Below are 17,815 nucleotides of genomic sequence, written 5' to 3'. Positions count from 1 at the left end.
CGCTGGCCAGCTTGAGGATCTCGTTGGCGCGGCGAAGCTCGCGCACTTCGCGCTCCAGTTCCTTGACGCGATTGGCCTCGGCCGTGGTCACGCCTTCGCGCTGGCCCGTGTCACGCTCGTGCTGACGCACCCAGTTCAGCAGCGTCTGCGCCGTGCAGCCGATCTTGCCGGCGATCGATACGACCGCCGCCCACTGCGATTCGTGCTCCCCTCGGTGCTCGAACACCATGCGCACCGCACGCTCGCGTACCTCCGGCGAAAACTTCACTGACTTCCTCATGATGGCTCCATCTTCTCAAACGAGGGAGCCTCCGCGAAAACCGGGGCGGTTCATCTCTCCTTATCGAGAATATTCCAAGCTTGCCGGCCAGATTGAAGCAATGACCGCCAATACGCGCCAACGCGCGGAGAGGTACATGCTCTACAACAAGGCGGCTTCTGGAACCTCGAACACATTGCCGGACGGCGACACGTGCGAGCCGTGATACGTGCACCATCCGCTGCTCGGAGCAGTGCGTTGGCTCTCGCCTTGGCGTGCAGCGCAGGGGCTTTGCCGTGGTTTGCAGATGCGCAAACCCGGCCTTTGGAGCAAAGCGGCGCTTACCCCAAGCTGGACCGTTCCACCGACATTGCCGGCCCTGACGCCAATGCGAACGGCGTGCGCGACGACATCGAGGCGTGGATCGCCGCCCAGGCTCTGTCGGAATCGCAGAAGAAGGCGCTTCTACAGAAGGCACGCACCCTCCAGCAAACTCTGCTGGCTAGCCTTGACGACAAGGATGCCTTGCAACGTGCCGGTGAAGGCTTGGCCGCATCCTCCCGATGCGGCATGCTGCAGTTCCCCGAATACTCGGACTTCTCCAAACTGGCAGGGCAGATCGAGGCCATGACAGCCAACACCCGCCAGCGTGCCGAGCGCTATATGAAATACAACGCAGCTCGATCCGGCAGCTCGACGACAAATCCCAGGGGTAACACTTGCGAAGACTGAGCATGGCGGTGCTCATCGCAATGTCCCCATTCGGATGCACTGAGGACATTGGCGCCCATCCGCCCACCCTGCGCGACCAAATCGCCGCACTTGAGCAAGGCGGCGCCAACCCCAAGCTGGACCGCTCCGCGGACCTTGCCGGACCCGACGCCAACAGCAACGGCGTGCGTGACGATATCGAAGCGTGGATTCATTCGCTCAAGCTCAGCGATGTACAGACGAAGGCACTCATGCAGGATGCCAGAGCAACCCAACGCACTCTAGTGGTCAGCCTTGACGACAAGGATGCCTTGCAACGTGCCGGCGAAGGTCTGGCCGCATCGTCCCAATGCGGCATGCTGCAGTTCCCTGAATACTCGGACTTCTCCAAGCTGGCAGGGCAGATCGAGGCCATGACGGCCAACACGCGCCAGCGTGCTGAACGGTACATGCAGTACAACAAGGCGCGCTCTGGAAGCTCGACGACCAGTCCCAACGGCGATACCTGCGAGCCTTGACGCGCTCACTGTTTGGCTGATCGACGCCTACGGCGCAAGGCATCGCGCCGCGGCCGGCTGCGACTGCCGCGCGCCGCTGAGCACGAACAACTGGTGCCTGGCCAGCCAGCTTCCCTGCGCGAGCGCGCTGCGCGCCCAGCGGGACGCTTCGCACAGGTCGACCGGAACGGCGGCGCCGTGCAGGGCCGGCCCCGCCACCAGCAGCGTGGCCAGCAGCTCCTGCGAAGCGACGTCGCCTGCCCGCGCTGCCGCGCGCAGGAAGGCCATCATGGCCTGGTAGTCGCGCGCCGAGCGCGCCTCCAGAGCGAGTTGGTGCAGTTGCTCGGGTGTGGCGATCAGGGATTCATCGGCGCCGGCGAAGCCGGCGAGCGTCAGCGCGAGGCCGAGAACCGCACCCCTGCGCAGCAGGCGGCGGGCGGCCGATGTGTTCGATCGGATGGAAGGCATGGATATCTCCTTGTCGGGAACGGCCATAGGTCGTGAGGCCGGGTCACGCCGGCGCCCGTCAGCGCCAAGGACGCGAGACGAGTTCGATGCCGAGCAGCAGCAGGAACAGCAGGAAGCACAGCCGGAATGTCTTCGGCGCAATGCGGTGGCGCACGCGCTGGCCCAGCCACATCCCCGCCAGCGCAGGCAGGATGGCGTAGGCGGACAGGCCCAGTTGGCCCATGCGCAGCGCGCCATGTGACAACAGCCCCGCCGCCATCGCCAGCGTCGACACGGTGAACGACAGGCCCAGCGCCTGCACCAGTTCGTCCTTCTCCAGGTTCAGCGACTGCAGGAAGGGAACGGCCGGGATGACGAAGACGCCGGTCACGCCCGTGATGCCGCCGGTGAGCGCGCCCGCGACGGGAGACAGCCAGCGTTCGGCGCGCGGCGCGATCGACAGCCGCGGCATGGCCAGGGCGCAGCACGCATAGGCGATGAGCGCCGTGCCGAGCGCGGCGGCCGACCACGCCGCGTCGGCACGGACCAGCAGGCCGGCCCCCAGCGTGGTGCCCAGGACGATGCCCGCCATCATGGGCCACAGCCGGCGCCACAGGCGCGGCGCGGCGGGCCCGGCCAGCATCTGCCACAGGTTGGTGACGAAGGACGGGATGAGCAGCAGGGAGGCCGCCACGACCGGCGACAGCCACGCGCCCAGCACGCCCATGGCGACCGTCGGCAGCCCCATGCCGGTGACGCCCTTGACCCAGCCGGCGGCCAGGAAGGTCGCGCTCAGGGCGACGAAGGAGGCAAGGGAGATTTCGGGCATGCGCCGCATTGGACGCACGCGCCCGCTGCCGCACAATGCGGAACTTTGCAGCAAGCCTCCGGATGTTCCGAAGGCTGAACCGGCGCCTTTCCCCCATGCGACTCGATCTCTCGGACCTGCGGCTTTTCCTGTCGATCGTGGAGGCCGGCAGCATCACCGCCGGCGCGCAGGCGGCGCATCTCGCGCTGGCCTCCGCCAGCGAGCGGCTGCGCAGCATCGAGGAGCATGCAGGCGTCCGGCTCCTCGAAAGGCGCCACCGGGGCGTGGTCACCACCGAAGCCGGGGAGGCTCTGGCCCAGCATGCACGGCAGATGCTCCGCCAGAGGGAACTGCTCGAGCAGGAACTGCAGGACTTCGCGCGAGGCCGCCGCGGCAGCCTGCAGTTGCTGGCCAACACGGCCGCGCTCACCGAATTCCTGCCCGGCCGGCTGGCCCCCTGGCTGGGGCGCCATCCCCGGGTGGACGTGCAACTGAGGGAGCGCACGAGCAGCGGGATCGTCCGCACCGTCGCGGCCGGCCTGGCCGAGGCGGGCATCGTCTCGGACGCTGTGGACACCTGCGGCCTGCAAGTCAGGCCCGTCGCGGCCGATCACCTGGTGCTGATCGTTCCGCCGGGGCATCGGCTGGCGAAGGGCACGTCGACCAGCTTCGCGGACGCGCTGCGCGAGCCCTGGGTCGCGTCGGCGCCGGGCAGCGCGCTGCACGACCACCTCGAGGAGCATGCCCGCCGCCTGGGCGGCAGCCTGGACGTGCGCGTCCGGATGCTCACCTTCGACGGCCTGTGCACGATGGTCGCGCACGGGGTGGGCGTCGGCGTGATCCCCCGCGCCACCGCCCGCAGGCTTCGGCGCCGCCATGGATTCGAGGTGCTCGGCATGCAGGAGCGCTGGGCGCAGCGGCGGCTGTGCGCCTGCTACCAGGACTGGAAGCGGTTGTCGCCGCCGATGCGCAGCCTGCTGACGCACATCGGCGTCGAGGCCTGACGGCTCGGAGCGTCCGGCCGGACAGGCTCCGCCGCCTCACCGCCCCTTGAACACCGGCTCGCGCTTCTCGACGAAGGCGCGCGCCGCCTCGCGGTGGTCCTCGGTCTGGCCGCAGTGGATGTGGTGGGTGGCTTCCAGGTCCAGGCAGTCGTCCAGTTCGCCGTTCACCGCGCGGTTCAGGTTCTCCTTCATGTAGCGGTAGGCGACGGTGGGGCCGGCGGCGAGGCGACGGGCGACGGCCTCGGTGCGCTCGGCCAGTTCCTCCGGCGTGCAGACCCAGTTGGCCAGGCCCAGGCGCAGCGCCTCGTCGGCCGTCACGCGCTCGCTCAAGAAGTACAGCTCGCGCGCCTTGGCCGCGCCGACGAGGCGGGTGAGGAAGTAGCTGCCGCCGTAGTCGCCCGAGAAGCCGACGCGCGCGAAAGCGGTGGTCATGATCGCGCTGCTGGCCATCACGCGCAGGTCGCAGGCCAGCGCGAGCGCCAGGCCGGCGCCGGCCGCGGCGCCCGGCAGGGCGGCGATGGTGGGCTTGGGCATGCGGTACAGCCTGCCGGCCGTGGCGCGCTGGTTGACGCGCTGGCGATGGATGGCCTCGTCGATGGTGAGCGCGCCCACGGTGCCGTCGCCGGCCGCGGCCATGCCCTTGACGTCGCCGCCGGCGCAGAAGCCGCTGCCCGCGCCGGTGAGCACGACGCAGCGCACGGCCGGATCGAGTTCGGCCTCGGCGAGCTGGCGCGCCAGCGCCTCGTTCATCGCGCGCGTCATGGCATTGCGCGCCTCGGGGCGGTTCAGGGTGAGGGTGAGCACGCCGTCGTCGAGGCGCGCCAGCAGGTCGGGGGTGCCGGTGTCGAGCATGTCTGCCATCCGTTCTTTCTCCTGGGGCGTTCAGGCCAGGCCGAGTTGCTTCGCCTCGGCCTCGTAGTCCGGGTAGGAGGCCTTCATGGTCGCGCCGTTGAGGATCATCTCGGCCACCAGCGTGCGCGTGGGGCTCTCGTAGACCTTCGTGCGCACCCACACGGACTCGGTGCGCGCGCTCTCGGAGAGCGCGATGATCTCGCGCTCCAGCTCGTAGTCCTGGTCGACGAAGAGCGGGCCCCGGATCAGGCGGATCTCCTGCCCGGCGAACAGGCCCACCGCCGGCTTGCGGCCGCCGAGCTGCGCGTCGGCGATGGTGGAGCCGAGCAGCACGCTGATCATCTCGGTCGGGATGATCGGCCGGCCCCAGGGCGAGGCCTTGCCGCCCTCGGGCGTGTACCAGTCGCAGGGCTCCGTGATGGCCTCGAGCTTGTCGGCGAGGGTGAAGGGGTAGTGGTCGCCCATGTGCTGGTCGTAGCCCATGCGGATCTTCTCGACCACCGCGCCGCGCTGGCCCACCTTCAGGTCGCGGTTGATGACCAGCCCCTTGGGCGGCCGCAGCTTCGCGATACGCTGCTGCAGCTCGTGCGGATGCGGCGAGGCATCGCCCACCGAGGCGGTGCCGGTCAGCACCGGCGTGCCGTCGGCCTTCTCGGCGTGCAGGCGCACGAAGGCGGCGCCCGGCGCGGGCGGCTCGACGAAGGCGCGCACGGACTCGCCCTCCACCACCATGTTCTGGTAGTGGGCGCTAATGCAGCCGGTCTCGAACCAGGCGCGGCCGAAGAGGTGGAACAGCAGCGGATCGAACTGGCTGAAGTGCGTGGGCCCCTCGATGGGCCCGGCGCGCAGGCCCAGGCCCTCGGCCATGGCGTCGTCGTGGATGGACTTGTGGCCGTCGTAGCGCTGCTCGGCCAGCATCTGGCGCGGCTGGCGCAGCGGGCCGCACAGGTGCAGTGCGGTGGAGGAGAAGGGCGAGGTCATGGTGTGTCTCCGGGGAAGCGGCAATGGTGGCAAAGCCCGGCCGCCGCGCCTGTCGCCAACATCACAACCCGCGCCGCGGCCGCATGACAATGCGCGCTGGCCCAGCCTTTCCCTGCCTGCCCATGCCCGTCACCCTGGACGACAAGCTCGTGGTCGCGATCTCCTCGCGCGCCCTGTTCAATCTGGAGGAGGAGAACCGCCTGTTCGAGGGCGGCGACCCCGATGCCTACATGCGCCTGCAGCTCGAGCGGCTGGACGTGCCGGCCGCGCCGGGCATCGCCTACTCGCTGGTGCGCAAGCTGCTGCGCTTCAACGACGACGGCGTGCAGCGGGTGGAGGTGGTGATCCTCTCGCGCAACGACCCGGCCTCGGGCATGCGCATCTTCAACTCCGGCGCGGCGGCGGAGCTGCGCATCCAGCGCGGCGTGTTCACGCAGGGGCGTCCGCCCTTCCGCTACCTGCACCCGCTCAACGCCGACATCTTCCTCTCGGCCAACGCGGAGGACGTGCGCGAGGCGCTGCTGGCGGGCTTTCCGGCCGCGCACGTGAACGTCGAGGCGGCGCAGGCCAGCAGCCTGCACCCCGACGAGGTGCGCATCGCCTTCGACGGCGACGCGGTGCTGTTCTCGGACGAGGCGGAGCAAGTCTTCCAGGCGCAGGGGCTGGAGGCCTTCCAGGCCAACGAGGTGGACAAGGCCGCGATCCCGCTGGGCGCCGGGCCGTTCAAGCCCTTCCTGGTCGCGCTGCACCGGCTGCAGCAGGCGGCCAGCACCGGCATGCGCATCCGCACCGCGCTGGTCACGGCGCGCGGCGCGCCGGCGCACCGCCGCGCGATCCAGACGCTGATGAGCTGGAACATCCGCGTGGACGAGGCGATGTTCCTCGGCGGGCTGGACAAGGGCGGTTTCCTGCGCGAGTTCGAGCCGGACTTCTTCTTCGACGACCAGACGGGCCACGTCAGCTCGGCCGCGCGGCACGTGCCGGCAGGGCACGTGGCCAGCGGCGTGCGCAACGTGGCGGCGGCAGCGGCGAGCAGCCGGCGCCGGCCCGCTCAGCCGCCGGCCAGCAGGCGCACGGTGGCCTCGTCGCGCCCGCCCGCGAAGAAGCGCTGAAGGCACGCGCCGTACGCGCCGTTCGGCGCCACCGCGTCGAACAGCGTCATCGAGGAGCGGAACTTCAGGTCGTCGGGCGGGCCGAGCACGTCGCGCACGTTGGCCGTCGGCGTGCGCAGCATGAGGCCCGCGCACTCGGCCAGCCGCGGCCCGAGCAGCGGGTGCGCCAGGTAGGCGCGCGCCTCGTCGGCCGAAGCGATCGCGTAGCGCCGCGCCATCTCGCTGTGCCCCAGCCCGGCCAGTTGCGGGAACACGAACCACATCCAGTGGGTGCGCTTGCGCCCGGCCGCCAGTTCGGCGCGCACGGCCTCGAACACCGGCGCCTGCGCTTCGACGAAGCGCTGCAGCCGCCAGGGATCGCCGGCCTCGGCCATGGCCCGGCTCAGTGCGGCGGGGCCGAGGCCGCCTTGGGCACCGGCGCGCCTGGCGGCCGGGGCTTGTCGTCGCAGGCGGCCACCAGCCAGGCCAGGGCCGCCAGCAGCGCCAGCGGCAGCAGGTGTCTCGGTAGTCTTCTGCGCATGCGGGCCATCCTACGCGGGGCAACGGCCGCGCACAACGCGGCGCCCTAAGCCCGGCTTCAGCTTTCGCGCGTCGGCCGCCGCTAGGATGCGCCCACGCGCCCGGCCGGCAGCGGCCGGCTTCCCGCACGCCCACAAAGCCCCACGATGACCGACGCCAAGCCCTCCCTGGCCACCACCCTGCGCCGCATCGGCGCGCTCACCGCGCCCTACTTCCGCTCGGAAGAGAAATGGCAGGCCCGCGGCCTGCTCGCGGCCATCGTGCTGCTGAACCTGGGCGCGGTGTACATGCTGGTGCAGATCAACGAGTGGTACCGCGTGTTCTACGACGCGCTGCAGAACAGGGACCAAGTGGTGTTCTGGCAGCAGATCGGCCGCTTCTGCTGGCTGGCGCTGATCTACATCGTGGTCATGGTCTACAAGTTCTACCTGACGCAGTTGCTGCAGTTGCGCTGGCGCGTGTGGATGACGGACCACTATGTCGGCCGCTGGCTGGCGGACAAGGCCTTCTACCGGCTGGAGCTGGCACGCTACACCGCCGGCAGCGACGACCTGCCCGACAACCCCGACCAGCGCATCCAGGAGGACCTGAACCTGTTCACCACCTACACGGTGACGCTGTCGATGGGCATCCTCAACGCCGCGGTGACGCTGGTCAGCTTCGTCGGCATCCTGTGGACCCTGAGCGGCTCGCTGACGGTGCCCCTGCCGGGCGGCGGCACCTGGGAGATCGCCGGCTACATGGTCTGGGCCGCGGTGCTGTACTGCGTGGCGGGCAGCGCCATCGCCCACTGGATCGGCAAGCCGCAGGTGCGCCTGAACTTCCAGCAGCAGATGCTGGAGGCCAACTTCCGCCACTACATGATCCGCATCCGCGAGTACAGCGAGGCGATCGCGCTGGACGGCGGCGAACGCGCCGAGCGCCCGCAACTGGACCTGCGCTTCACCGAGGTGATGAACAACTACCTGCGCCTGATCCGCAACCAGAAGAGCCTGACCTGGTTCAGCAGCTTCTTCGGACAGGCGGCGATCATCTTTCCGCTGATCGTGGCCGCGCCGCGCTACTTCAGCGGCGCCATCCAGCTCGGCCAGCTCATGCAGATCAACTCGGCCTTCGGCCGCGTGCAGGAATCGCTCTCGTGGCTGGTCGACAACTACATGTCGCTGGCGGTGTGGAAGGCGACGACGGACCGCCTCTCGGGCTTCGAGCACAGCCTGGCCGCGCAGTCGGGCCGGCGCGAGGGCTTCGAGGCCACCACCGCGCCGGGCGCCATCGACGCGCGCGGCATCGCCATCGACCTGCCCGGCGGCCGGCGCCTGCTGGACCGGACGACGCTGCACGTCGCGCCGGGCGACACGGTGCTGGTGCACGGCCCCTCGGGCAGCGGCAAGTCCAGCCTGTTCCGCACGCTGGCCGGCATCTGGCCGCATGCGCGCGGCCGGGTGGCGCTGCCGGCCGACACCATGTTCATCCCGCAGCAGCCCTACTTCCCCGACGGGCGGCTGCGCGACGCGCTGGCCTATCCCGAGCCGGCCGGGCAGTACGGCGACGAGGCGTTGCGCCAGGCGCTGGAGGACGCGCTGCTGCCGCACCTGGCCGACCAGCTCGACCGCGAAGACGCATGGGGCCAGAAGCTCTCCGGCGGCGAGCGCCAGCGCCTGGCCGTCGCGCGCGTGCTGCTCAAGCGGCCGGCCTGGCTGCTGGCCGACGAGGCGACCAGCGCGCTGGACGAGGAGGCGGAAGCCACGATCTACCAGCGGCTGGTGGAGGCGGTGCGGCGCGCCGGCGGCGGCCTGGTCTCGATCGCGCACCGCCGCACGCTGGGCGCGCACCACCAGCGGCGCTGGACGCTGCGGCCCGAGCCGGAAGGCAGCGCGGCGGCCTACCGGGTGGAGGTGTCGTAGGCCGGCGGCCCGCCTCCGGGCCCGGATTCCCCGAACACCTCGATGAGGAAGTCGAGAAAGGCGCGGATCTTCGGCGCCACGTGCTGGCGCGACGGGTAGACCGCGTGGAGCGTGGTCTCGACCGTGCGCCAGTCTTCCAGCGCCGCCTGCAGGCGGCCCGTCTCCAGGTCTTCCTCGACATAGGGCCGGGGGATCAGGCTGAGGCCGAGGCCGGCGCGCAGCGCATCGCGCACCGCCAGGCTCGACGTGACCGAATAGCGCGCATCGACGGCGATGCGCTCGACGCGGCCGTCCTGGCGGAACTCCCAGGTGTCGGCATGGCCCGAGAGGCTGAAGCGGATGCAGGCATGCGCACCCAGCTCGGCCGGCGACGCGGGCACGCCGTGCGCCGCGAAGTACGACGGCGCGCCGCACAGCACGTGCGGCATGACGGCGAGCCGGCGCGCGACCAGGCTGGAGTCCTCCAGGTGGTCGCTGCCGCGGATCGCGAGGTCGAAGCCCTCGCGGACGATGTCCACGCGCCTGTCGTCCAGGTCGAGGTCGAGCCTCAGGGCCGGATGGCGCGCCAGGAAGGCGGGGATCGCCGTCGACAGGCGCGTCAGCGTCACGGTCATCGGTGCGCTGACGCGCAGCACGCCGCTCGGCGCGGCCTTGACCGGACACAGCGCCTGGTCGGCCTCGGCCAGCGCGTCGAGCCCGCGCACCACGTGCTCCAGGTAGATGCGCCCTTCCTCCGTCAGCGCCATGCGCCGCGTGGTGCGATGGATGAGCCGGGCGCCCAGCCGCGCCTCCAGCTCGGCGATGTTCTTGCTGATCGCCGGCGCGGACAGGCCGAGCCGGCGCCCGGCCTGCGCGAAGCTGTTCAGCTCCGCCACGTGGCGGAACACGGTCAGTGCGGTGAAGCGATCCATTATTTTCTATTGGTGAATTTTTCAATTCCAACATCGGCAATTATCAATTCGCGGTGAATTTCTTAACCTCCATTCCGACAACCCATCGTCAGGAATGGCAGGCATGACCCACCCCACCATCGCGCTCATCGAGCAGCGCTTCTCCGCCAACCTGTTTGACGCCTCGCACCGGCTTTCCGACGGCGAGATCGAGCGCCTGGTGCGCCTGGCCGTGCGCGCGCCCACGGCCTACCACCTGCAGAACTGGCGTTTCATCGCCGTGCGCTCGCCCGAGGGGAAGGCCCGCCTGCGCAGGCTGGCCTGGAACCAGCCCAAGGTGGAAGCGGCGGCGGCGACCTTCATCGTCTGCGGTGTGCGGCCCGACGCGGGCGCCCTGCCCGAGCGGCTGCGGCCCTCCATCGAGGCCGGGTTCATGCCGCCCGACATGCCCTCGGCCTGGCAGGCGGCGGCGGCCGGGCAGTACGGCGATCCGCGCGCGGCGCAGGACGAGGCGGTCCGCTCCGCGACCCTGGGCGCGGCGACGCTGATGCTCGCGGCGCAGGCGCTGGGCCTGGCCTGCGGGCCGATGACGGGCTTCGACGCCGGCGGCGTCGCGCGCGAGTTCGGGCTGGCCCACGACGAAGTGCCGGTGATGCTCGTCGCGGTCGGCCGCGCCGCGCCCGGCAACTGGCCCCAGAAGCCCCGGCGGCCGCTGGCCGAGGTGCTGGACATGGCATGAAGGCGCGCACCTCCGACCTGCTGCTGACGGCGATCGCGCCCGCCATCTGGGGCAGCACCTACATCGTCACCACCGAGTTCCTGCCGGGCTTCCCGCCGATGACGGTGGCGCTGCTGCGGGCCCTGCCCGCCGGCCTGCTGCTGCTCCTGATCGTGCGCCAGCTTCCGGCAGGACGCTGGTGGCCGCGCGTCTTCGTGCTCGGCGCGCTCAATTTCTCGGTCTTCTGGAGCATGCTGTTCATCTCGGCCTACCGCCTGCCGGGGGGCGTCGCGGCCACGGTCGGGGCGGTGCAGCCGCTGATCGTCGTCTTCATCGCCGCCGCCCTGCTGGGCAGCAGGCTCCGGTGGCCGGCCGTCCTCGCCGCGGCGCTCGGGCTGGCGGGCGTCGCGCTGCTGGTGCTGACGCCGCGGGCGTCGCTGGATGCAGTGGGTGTGGCGGCCGGCCTGGCCGGCGCCGTCTCGATGGCCTTCGGCACCGTGCTGACCCGCAAGTGGCAGCCGCCGGTGTCGCTGCTGACCTTCACGGCCTGGCAGTTGACCGCCGGCGGGCTCCTGCTGATCCCCGTGGCCTGGGCGCTCGATCCGGCCATCCCGGTGCCCACGGCGGGCAACCTGTTCGGCCTGGCCTGGCTCGGGCTGATCGGCGCGGCCCTGACCTGCTTCCTCATGTTCCGCGGCATCTCGCGGATCGACCCGGCCGCCGTGTCGCTGCTGGGCTTCCTCAGCCCGACGACGGCCGTGCTGCTCGGCTGGGTGTTCCTGAACCAGGCGCTGAGCGTGGCGCAGGCCGCCGGCGTGCTGCTGGTCATCGGCAGCATCTGGCTCGGGCAGCGCGCCAACGGCGCGGGGCGGGGCTGAGAGCGGGCCGCCAGACGTCCCGGAAAGACGGAACCCCCGCCGGACTTCCGCCCGGCGGGGGTTCCGACGAGCCGTCGATGCGGCCCGCGGATCAGGCAGCCGTCAGGCCGCCACGCCCTTGGCCACGTCCGCGTACTCCTCGATCTGGTCGAAGTTCATGTAGCGGTACACGCTGGCCTTGTCGGCGTCGATGACGCCCATCTCCTTGAGGTACTCCTCCTTGCTGGGCAGCCGGCCCAGGCGCGAGGCGATGGCGGCCAGCTCGGCCGAGCCCAGGAACACGTTGGTGTTCTTGCCCAGCCGGTTGGGGAAGTTGCGGGTGCTGGTGGAGATCACCGTCGCGCCCTCGTGCACCTGCGCCTGGTTGCCCATGCACAGCGAGCAGCCGGGCATCTCGGTGCGCGCGCCGGCGGTACCGAAGGCGGCGTAGTGGCCTTCCTTGATCAGCTCGTTCTGGTCCATCTTGGTGGGCGGCGCCACCCACAGCTTGACCGGGATGTCGCGCTGGCCGCCCAGCAGCTTGGCAGCCGCGCGGAAGTGGCCGATGTTGGTCATGCAGCTGCCGATGAAGGCCTCGTCGATCTTCGTGCCGGCCACCTCGGACAGGAACTTGGCGTCGTCCGGGTCGTTGGGGCAGCAGACGATCGGCTCCCGGATGTCGGCCAGGTCGATCTCGATCACGGCGGCGTACTCGGCGTCCTTGTCGGCCTCGAGCAGCTCGGGCTTGGCGAGCCAGGCCTCGACCTTCTCGATGCGGCGCTGCAGCGTCTTGGCGTCCTGGTAGCCGTCGGCGATCATGTTCTTCATCAGCACGACGTTGCTGGTGAGGTACTCCTTGATCGGCTCGGGGTTGAGCTTGATCGTGCAGCCGGCGGCCGAGCGCTCGGCCGAGGCGTCCGACAGCTCGAACGCCTGCTCCACCTTCAGGTCGGGCAGGCCCTCGATCTCGAGGATGCGGCCGGAGAAGATGTTCTTCTTGCCGGCCTTGGCCACCGTCAGCAGGCCGGCCTTGATGGCGTACAGCGGAATCGCATGCACCAGGTCGCGCAGCGTCACGCCGGGCTGCAGTTCGCCCTTGAAGCGCACCAGCACGGATTCGGGCATGTCCAGCGGCATCACGCCGGTGGCCGCGCCGAAGGCCACCAGGCCCGAGCCGGCGGGGAAGGAGATGCCGATCGGGAAGCGGGTGTGCGAGTCGCCGCCGGTGCCCACCGTGTCGGGCAACAGCAGGCGGTTGAGCCACGAGTGGATCACGCCGTCGCCCGGGCGCAGGGCCACGCCGCCGCGGTTGCTGATGAAGGCCGGCAGCTCGCGGTGGGTCTTCACGTCCACCGGCTTGGGGTAGGCGGCCGTGTGGCAGAAGGACTGCATCACCATGTCGGCGGAGAAGCCCAGGCAGGCCAGGTCCTTCAGCTCGTCGCGGGTCATGGGGCCGGTGGTGTCCTGGCTGCCCACGGTGGTCATGCGCGGCTCGCAGTAGGTGCCGGGACGGATGCCCTGGCCTTCGGGCAGGCCGCAGGCGCGGCCGACCATCTTCTGCGCCAGCGTGAAACCGGCCCTGGATTCGGCCGGCGCCTGCGGCAGCCGGAAGGCCGTGGAGGCGGGCAGGCCCAGGGCCTCGCGCGCCTTGGCCGTGAGCGAGCGGCCGATGATCAGGTTGATGCGCCCGCCGGCGCGCACCTCGTCGAGCAGCACGTCGCTCTTGAGCGCGAAGTCGGCGATCTTCTCGCCGTTCTTCTCGATGCGGCCTTCGTACGGGAAGATGTCGAGCACGTCGCCCATCTCCATCTTCGACACGTCCACCTCGATCGGCAGCGAGCCGGAGTCCTCCTGCGTGTTGAAGAAGATCGGCGCGATCTTGCCGCCCAGCGTGACGCCGCCGAAGCGCTTGTTCGGCACGAAGGGGATGTCGGCGCCGGTGGCCCAGATCACGCTGTTGGTGGCGGACTTGCGCGAGGAGCCGGTGCCCACCACGTCGCCCACGTAGGCCACCAGGTGGCCCTTCTTCTTCAGGTCCTCGATGAACTGGATGGGGCCGCGCTTGCCGTCCTCCTCGGGCTTGAAGGCCGCGTCGGGACGGGTGTTCTTGAGCATCGCCAGGTAGTGCAGCGGGATGTCCGGGCGGCTCCAGGCGTCGGGCGCGGGCGAGAGGTCGTCGGTGTTGGTCTCGCCGGGCACCTTGAACACGGTGACGGTGATCTTCTTCTGGACTTCGGGGCGCGAGGTGAACCACTCGGCGTCGGCCCACGACTGCATCACTTCCTTGGCCTTGACGTTGCCGGCCTTGGCCTTGGCCGCGACGTCGTTGAAGAAGTCGAACATCAGGAGCGTCTTCTTCAGCGCCTCGGCGGCCACGCCGGCGACCTCGGCGTCGTCCAGCAGCTCGATCAGCGGATGCACGTTGTAGCCGCCCACCATGGTGCCCAGCAGCTCGGTGGCCTTCGCCTTGGAGATCAGGCCGACCTGGATGTCGCCGTGCGCCACGGCCGCCAGGAAGCTGGCCTTGACCTTGGCCGCATCGTCCACGCCCGGCGGCACGCGGTGCGTCAGCAGGTCCAGCAGGAAGGCTTCCTCGCCGGCGGGCGGATTCTTGATCAGTTCGATCAGTTCGGCGACCTGCTTGGCGTCGAGGGGCAGCGGCGGGATGCCCAGCGCGGCGCGCTCGGCAGCATGGTCACGGTAGGCTTGCAGCATCTTCTTTTCTCCAGACGATCATCGAGGGGCGACGGCGGCGGTCAAGCAAGGCGCGCGCCGCGCCCGTGGGGTGAGGGTTCTATTTGCCCTTGGGCGACTTGCTCGTCGTCGTGTCGACGTCGCCGAGCAGCGAAGGGGGCGGGTTCTTCTTCATCTCTTCGGCAAAGGCGGCCTGGCTGGCGACCTTGCACTCGTCGGCCAGGCGCTGGCCCTGCTTCTGGCTCATCAGCATGGACTTGTTGCCCAGCTGCAGCCACAGGGCGCCGCGCTGGGCATCCTCCAGGCGCACCGCGCCGGTGCGGCTTTCCACCGGGTGCATGCGGTAGTTGACGCCGGCGTGGATGAGGCGGAAGTAGCCGGTCTTCTTCGGGTCCGGCTCGATCTTCACGTTGGCGCCCAGTTCGCAGTCCACCGCGCCGGTGAAGACCTGCTCGGCCACCTTCAGGTCGGCCTCGGTCAGGTCGGCGTAGGGGCCGTCGTCCACGGCGATGGGCTGCTTCTCCTCCACCTTCTTGATGACGCGCTTGGGCACGACCTTCTGCGTCGCCTTCTTGACGGTGGTCTTGGCCCGCTCCTTCAGGGGCGGCTTGGTGGTGTCGGCGGCCTGGGCGGCCACGCCGGTGGTCAGGGCCAGGGCCAGTGCGGCCAGGAGTGCGGGGGTCTTCATGGAGTGATGTGCGTGGATCAGTGGGTGGAGCCGGTGCCGCCCGGGGTGAACCAGGCCTGCGCCTCGGCGGGAAGCGCACGCCCCGTGGCATGCGCACGCGCCAGCACCTGCCAGAAATGCCGGTAGCTCGCGCGGTCGTGCAATGTGCCATCAAAACTGACCGGGGCCCACTCGGCCTGGGCGGCCGCGGCGATGATTTTTGTAGCCATGTGAATCTGTTCCTCTCCCGGCGCGAAGGCTTCCAGGATGGGACGGATCTGGCCCGGGTGGATGCTCCACATGCGCGTGTAGCCGAACTCGTTCGCCGCCCGACGGGCGGCGGTGCGCATCGCCTGCGCATCGCCGAACTCGGTGACCACGCAGTGCGAAGGCACCTTGCCGTGGGCGTGCGCGGCCGAGGCGATCTCCAGCTTGGCGCGCACCACCAGCGGGTGGCTGAACTGGCCCTGCACGCCCATGCCCTCGGCCGGGATGGCGCCGCCGTGCGCCGAGACGAAATCCATCAGCCCGAAGCTCAACGACTGCACGCGCGGGTGGGCGGCGATGTCGAAGGCATTGCGCACCGCCAGCGGCGACTCGATCAGCACGTGCAGCGGCAGCGCCGCGGCGCCGGCCGCGTCCACGGCGGCGACGGCCGCCTGCACGTCGGCCACGGACTCGACCTTGGGCACCATCAGGTGGCACAGGCGGTGCCCGGCCCCGCCGGCGATGGTGGCCACGTCGGCCTGGAAGGCGGCGTGGTCGACCGGGTGCACGCGGGCGGCGACGCGCATGTCGGGCGCGGCGGCCAGCGCCAGCTCGATCACCAGCGCGGCATGCTCGGCCTCGCCGCCTACGGGGGCGCCGTCCTCGCAATCGAGCGTCACGTCGAACACGCAGGCGCCGAACTCGGCCGCCATCTCGGCCTGCAGCGCCAGGCTCTTGCGCATGCGCGCCTCGACGCCGGAATAGTGGTCGCACACCGGCAGCGCGACGGCGCCGGCCTGTGCGCCGAGCAGGACTTCGGCGGGATGGGCAACGCTCATGCGGGCCTCCGCGCCACGATGAACATGCGGGGGAATGCCAGCAGCCGCCGGCCGTCCGCGCGCGGGGCGTAGGCGGCCTCGACGCCGCGCTCGTACTCGGCCAGGTAGCTCTTCTTCAATTCAGGCGGCAGCGGATCGACGAAGGGACGCAACCCGGTGCCGCGCACCCACTCGACGATGGCCGCGGCCGAGGCCAGGGGGTGCTGGTAGACGGTGTGCCAGACGTCCACGGCCGCTGCGCGCGGTGCGAGCAGGTCGTAGTAGCCGCCGATGGGCAGCAGCTCGGTGCGGACCCGGTCGGCGTCGCCGATGTGCGCCGCCCAGGGCGCACGGCCGGCCAGCTCGCGCATGAGCCGGTGGGTGGGTTCCTGGCGGTTGTCGGGCATCTGGATGGCGAGCACGCCGCCGGGTGCCAGCAACTCGAACAGCCGGGGCACCAGCCTTTCGTGATCGGGCACCCATTGCAGGGCGGCGTTGGCGTAGATCAGGTCCGGCGCCGGGCCTTCGGGCGCCCATGCCGCGATGTCGGCCTGCTCGAAGCGGGCCTGCGGCAGGCGCTCGCGCGCCTCGGCGAGCATGGGTTCGGAACTGTCGATGCCCAACACCTGCGCGCCCGGAAAGCGCTCGGCCAGCAGCGCGGTGGAGTTGCCCGGGCCGCAGCCCAGGTCGACCACGCGTGCCGCCTGCGCGAGCGGCACGCGCGCCAGCAACTCCGCCGCGGGACGGGTGCGCTCGTCCTCGTAGCGACGGTAGAGCGTGGGATCCCAGTCCACCATGAGCGCCGGCCTCGGGTGCCGATCAGAGCAGGTGCTTGACGCCGTCCTGCTCGCCCTGCAGCTCGGCCAGGGTCTTGTCGATGCGCTCCTGGCTGAACGCGTCGATCTCCAGGCCCTCGACGATCTTGTACTTGCCGTTCTCGGTGGTGACCGGGAAGCCGAAGATCACGTCCTTGGGGATGCCGTACTCGCCGTTGGAGGGCACGCCCATGGTGACCCACTTGCCGTTGGTGCCCAGGGCCCAGTCGCGCATGTGGTCGATGGCGGCGTTGGCGGCCGAGGCGGCCGACGACAGGCCGCGCGCGTCGATGATGGCGGCGCCGCGCTTGCCCACGGTGGGCAGGAACACCTCGGCGTTCCAGACCTGGTCGTTGATGGCGTCCTTGACCGACTTGCCGCCGATGGTGGCGAAACGGTAGTCGGCGTACATGGTGGGCGAGTGGTTGCCCCAGACGGTGAGCTTCTCGATCTCGCCGACCTTGCCGCCGGTCTTGGCGGCGATCTGGCTGGCGGCGCGGTTGTGGTCCAGGCGCAGCATCGCGGTGAAGTTCTCGCGCGGCAGGCTGGGCGCGCTCTTCATGGCGATGTAGGCGTTGGTGTTGGCGGGGTTGCCGACCACCAGCACCTTGACGTTGCGGCTGGCGACCTTGTCCAGCGCCTTGCCCTGCGCGGTGAAGATCTGGGCGTTGGCGGCCAGCAGGTCGGCACGCTCCATGCCGGGGCCGCGCGGACGGGCACCCACCAGCAGGGCGTAGTCGGCGTCCTTGAAGGCCACTTCCGGGTCGCCGGTGGCGACGATGCCGTCCAGCAGCGGGAAGGCGCAATCTTCCAGCTCCATGATCACGCCCTTGAGGGCCTTCTGCGCCTTCTCGTCCGGGATCTCCAGCAGTTGCAGGATGACCGGCTGGTCCTTGCCGAGCATCTCGCCGGAGGCGATGCGGAACAGGAGGGCGTAACCGATTTGGCCTGCGGCACCGGTGACGGCAACGCGGACGGGCTTTTTGCTCATGGGAAGACTCCAGGAATGAAGAATGAAGGCGCGAGGCCGCGCCGCCAGGGGCACCGGGGACGCG

20 protein-coding genes are annotated in these 17,815 nt (G+C 70.3%); 7 read left to right on the top strand and 13 right to left on the bottom strand.

The annotated features are described in order from the left end of the window. Positions 1-280, bottom strand: a 280-nt coding sequence (locus Q392_RS14000) for a transposase (RefSeq protein ID WP_038208614.1), incomplete at its 3' end; no start/stop codon positions are given. Positions 281-517: 237 nt separating this feature from the next. Here Q392_RS14000 and Q392_RS13995 point away from each other — a divergent pair. Both Q392_RS13995 and Q392_RS13990 read left to right on the top strand, forming a co-directional pair. Next, entirely contained in the window at positions 518-991 is a 474-nt protein-coding gene (locus Q392_RS13995; protein ID WP_157007999.1) for a hypothetical protein, read from the top strand. 2 nt (positions 992-993) lie between these two features. Further along, positions 994-1,488: a hypothetical protein gene (locus Q392_RS13990; RefSeq protein WP_038208552.1), complete on the top strand. Its 495-nt coding sequence runs from the start codon at positions 994-996 to the stop codon at positions 1,486-1,488. Between the two features lie 27 nt (positions 1,489-1,515). Here Q392_RS13990 and Q392_RS13985 read toward each other — a convergent pair whose 3' ends face one another. Both Q392_RS13985 and Q392_RS13980 read right to left on the bottom strand, forming a co-directional pair. After that, positions 1,516-1,935 (bottom strand): hypothetical protein, encoded by a 420-nt coding sequence (locus Q392_RS13985; RefSeq protein ID WP_051953460.1) that lies wholly within the window; start codon positions 1,933-1,935, stop codon positions 1,516-1,518. 58 nt (positions 1,936-1,993) lie between these two features. Continuing rightward, a complete protein-coding gene (locus Q392_RS13980) occupies positions 1,994-2,743 on the bottom strand; it encodes a sulfite exporter TauE/SafE family protein (protein ID WP_038208540.1) in 750 nt (249 codons plus the stop codon). Positions 2,744-2,838: 95 nt separating this feature from the next. Here Q392_RS13980 and Q392_RS13975 point away from each other — a divergent pair, with 95 nt between their 5' ends. Next, positions 2,839-3,726: a LysR family transcriptional regulator gene (locus Q392_RS13975; protein WP_038208537.1), complete on the top strand. Its 888-nt coding sequence runs from the start codon at positions 2,839-2,841 to the stop codon at positions 3,724-3,726. A gap of 36 nt (positions 3,727-3,762) precedes the next feature. Here Q392_RS13975 and Q392_RS13970 read toward each other — a convergent pair whose 3' ends face one another. Both Q392_RS13970 and Q392_RS13965 read right to left on the bottom strand, forming a co-directional pair. Continuing rightward, a complete protein-coding gene (locus Q392_RS13970; RefSeq protein WP_245610715.1) occupies positions 3,763-4,587 on the bottom strand; it encodes an enoyl-CoA hydratase in 825 nt (274 codons plus the stop codon). 21 nt (positions 4,588-4,608) lie between these two features. Next, on the bottom strand, positions 4,609-5,559 hold the full coding sequence (locus Q392_RS13965; protein ID WP_038208534.1) for a hypothetical protein: 951 nt from the start codon (positions 5,557-5,559) through the stop codon (positions 4,609-4,611). Positions 5,560-5,681: 122 nt separating this feature from the next. Here Q392_RS13965 and Q392_RS13960 point away from each other — a divergent pair, with 122 nt between their 5' ends. Then, a complete protein-coding gene (locus Q392_RS13960; protein ID WP_084217056.1) occupies positions 5,682-6,671 on the top strand; it encodes a 5'-nucleotidase in 990 nt (329 codons plus the stop codon). Here Q392_RS13960 and Q392_RS13955 read toward each other — a convergent pair. After that, complete coding sequence (locus Q392_RS13955) at positions 6,611-7,045, bottom strand: DUF1810 domain-containing protein (protein ID WP_038208531.1); 435 nt, start codon at positions 7,043-7,045, stop codon at positions 6,611-6,613. The genes Q392_RS13960 and Q392_RS13955 overlap by 61 nt on opposite strands. An 8-nt stretch (positions 7,046-7,053) precedes the next feature. Further along, on the bottom strand, positions 7,054-7,191 hold the full coding sequence (locus Q392_RS32825; RefSeq protein ID WP_157007997.1) for a hypothetical protein: 138 nt from the start codon (positions 7,189-7,191) through the stop codon (positions 7,054-7,056). Positions 7,192-7,336: 145 nt separating this feature from the next. On the opposite strand from Q392_RS32825, the gene Q392_RS13950 reads away from it, so the two are divergent. Further along, on the top strand, positions 7,337-9,094 hold the full coding sequence (locus Q392_RS13950) for an ABC transporter ATP-binding protein/permease (RefSeq protein ID WP_038208529.1): 1,758 nt from the start codon (positions 7,337-7,339) through the stop codon (positions 9,092-9,094). Here the strand turns inward: Q392_RS13950 and Q392_RS13945 are convergent. Next, positions 9,073-10,005 (bottom strand): LysR family transcriptional regulator, encoded by a 933-nt coding sequence (locus Q392_RS13945; RefSeq protein ID WP_051953457.1) that lies wholly within the window; start codon positions 10,003-10,005, stop codon positions 9,073-9,075. The two genes, Q392_RS13950 and Q392_RS13945, sit on opposite strands and share 22 nt — an antisense overlap. 103 nt (positions 10,006-10,108) lie before the next feature. Here Q392_RS13945 and Q392_RS13940 point away from each other — a divergent pair, with 103 nt between their 5' ends. Next, on the top strand, positions 10,109-10,723 hold the full coding sequence (locus Q392_RS13940; protein WP_038208515.1) for a nitroreductase family protein: 615 nt from the start codon (positions 10,109-10,111) through the stop codon (positions 10,721-10,723). Next, positions 10,720-11,580, top strand: a complete 861-nt coding sequence (locus Q392_RS13935; protein WP_038208512.1) for an EamA family transporter — start codon at positions 10,720-10,722, stop codon at positions 11,578-11,580. Before Q392_RS13940 ends, Q392_RS13935 begins: the two co-directional genes overlap by 4 nt. A gap of 102 nt (positions 11,581-11,682) precedes the next feature. Here Q392_RS13935 and acnB read toward each other — a convergent pair whose 3' ends face one another. The 5 genes from acnB to Q392_RS13910 all read right to left on the bottom strand — a co-directional run bounded on the left by acnB (position 11,683) and on the right by Q392_RS13910 (position 17,751). Then, positions 11,683-14,274, bottom strand: a complete 2,592-nt coding sequence (acnB, locus tag Q392_RS13930) for a bifunctional aconitate hydratase 2/2-methylisocitrate dehydratase (protein ID WP_038208509.1) — start codon at positions 14,272-14,274, stop codon at positions 11,683-11,685. A 79-nt stretch (positions 14,275-14,353) separates the two neighbouring features. Beyond that, the gene (locus Q392_RS13925; RefSeq protein ID WP_051953456.1) at positions 14,354-14,941 is read right to left on the bottom strand and encodes a hypothetical protein; all 588 of its coding nucleotides are present in this window, start codon (positions 14,939-14,941) and stop codon (positions 14,354-14,356) included. Between the two features lie 17 nt (positions 14,942-14,958). Next, a complete protein-coding gene (locus tag Q392_RS13920) occupies positions 14,959-15,966 on the bottom strand; it encodes an HpcH/HpaI aldolase/citrate lyase family protein (RefSeq protein WP_038208506.1) in 1,008 nt (335 codons plus the stop codon). Continuing rightward, positions 15,963-16,742: a trans-aconitate 2-methyltransferase gene (gene tam / locus Q392_RS13915; RefSeq protein ID WP_038208504.1), complete on the bottom strand. Its 780-nt coding sequence runs from the start codon at positions 16,740-16,742 to the stop codon at positions 15,963-15,965. Before tam ends, Q392_RS13920 begins: the two co-directional genes overlap by 4 nt. Before the next feature lie 22 nt (positions 16,743-16,764). Next, positions 16,765-17,751, bottom strand: coding sequence for a malate dehydrogenase (locus tag Q392_RS13910; RefSeq protein ID WP_038208459.1), 987 nt, complete (start codon positions 17,749-17,751; stop codon positions 16,765-16,767). Positions 17,752-17,815: the final 64 nt, after the last annotated feature.

It is taken from the genome of Xenophilus azovorans DSM 13620, assembly GCF_000745855.1.
GTDB classification, from domain to species: domain Bacteria; phylum Pseudomonadota; class Gammaproteobacteria; order Burkholderiales; family Burkholderiaceae_C; genus Xenophilus; species Xenophilus azovorans.
This window is presented reverse-complemented; position numbering and strand designations above follow the sequence as displayed.

Bases quoted from the DNA above. Each gene is read 5' to 3' on its own strand.
- Q392_RS13975 (WP_038208537.1), top strand. From the start codon at position 2,839: ATGCGACTCGATCTCTCGGACCTGCGGCTTTTCCTGTCGATCGTGGAG.
- Q392_RS13940 (WP_038208515.1), top strand. From the start codon at position 10,109: ATGACCCACCCCACCATCGCGCTCATCGAGCAGCGCTTCTCCGCCAAC.
- Q392_RS13945 (WP_051953457.1), bottom strand. From the start codon at position 10,005: ATGGATCGCTTCACCGCACTGACCGTGTTCCGCCACGTGGCGGAGCTG.
- Q392_RS32825 (WP_157007997.1), bottom strand. From the start codon at position 7,191: ATGCGCAGAAGACTACCGAGACACCTGCTGCCGCTGGCGCTGCTGGCG.
- Q392_RS13920 (WP_038208506.1), bottom strand. From the start codon at position 15,966: ATGAGCGTTGCCCATCCCGCCGAAGTCCTGCTCGGCGCACAGGCCGGC.
- Q392_RS13965 (WP_038208534.1), bottom strand. From the start codon at position 5,559: ATGACCTCGCCCTTCTCCTCCACCGCACTGCACCTGTGCGGCCCGCTG.
- Q392_RS13950 (WP_038208529.1), top strand. From the start codon at position 7,337: ATGACCGACGCCAAGCCCTCCCTGGCCACCACCCTGCGCCGCATCGGC.
- acnB (WP_038208509.1), bottom strand. From the start codon at position 14,274: ATGCTGCAAGCCTACCGTGACCATGCTGCCGAGCGCGCCGCGCTGGGC.
- Q392_RS13935 (WP_038208512.1), top strand. From the start codon at position 10,720: ATGAAGGCGCGCACCTCCGACCTGCTGCTGACGGCGATCGCGCCCGCC.
- Q392_RS13990 (WP_038208552.1), top strand. From the start codon at position 994: ATGGCGGTGCTCATCGCAATGTCCCCATTCGGATGCACTGAGGACATT.
- Q392_RS13955 (WP_038208531.1), bottom strand. From the start codon at position 7,045: ATGGCCGAGGCCGGCGATCCCTGGCGGCTGCAGCGCTTCGTCGAAGCG.
- Q392_RS13980 (WP_038208540.1), bottom strand. From the start codon at position 2,743: ATGCCCGAAATCTCCCTTGCCTCCTTCGTCGCCCTGAGCGCGACCTTC.
- Q392_RS13960 (WP_084217056.1), top strand. From the start codon at position 5,682: ATGCCCGTCACCCTGGACGACAAGCTCGTGGTCGCGATCTCCTCGCGC.
- Q392_RS13970 (WP_245610715.1), bottom strand. From the start codon at position 4,587: ATGGCAGACATGCTCGACACCGGCACCCCCGACCTGCTGGCGCGCCTC.
- Q392_RS13985 (WP_051953460.1), bottom strand. From the start codon at position 1,935: ATGCCTTCCATCCGATCGAACACATCGGCCGCCCGCCGCCTGCTGCGC.
- tam (WP_038208504.1), bottom strand. From the start codon at position 16,742: ATGGTGGACTGGGATCCCACGCTCTACCGTCGCTACGAGGACGAGCGC.
- Q392_RS13925 (WP_051953456.1), bottom strand. From the start codon at position 14,941: ATGAAGACCCCCGCACTCCTGGCCGCACTGGCCCTGGCCCTGACCACC.
- Q392_RS13910 (WP_038208459.1), bottom strand. From the start codon at position 17,751: ATGAGCAAAAAGCCCGTCCGCGTTGCCGTCACCGGTGCCGCAGGCCAA.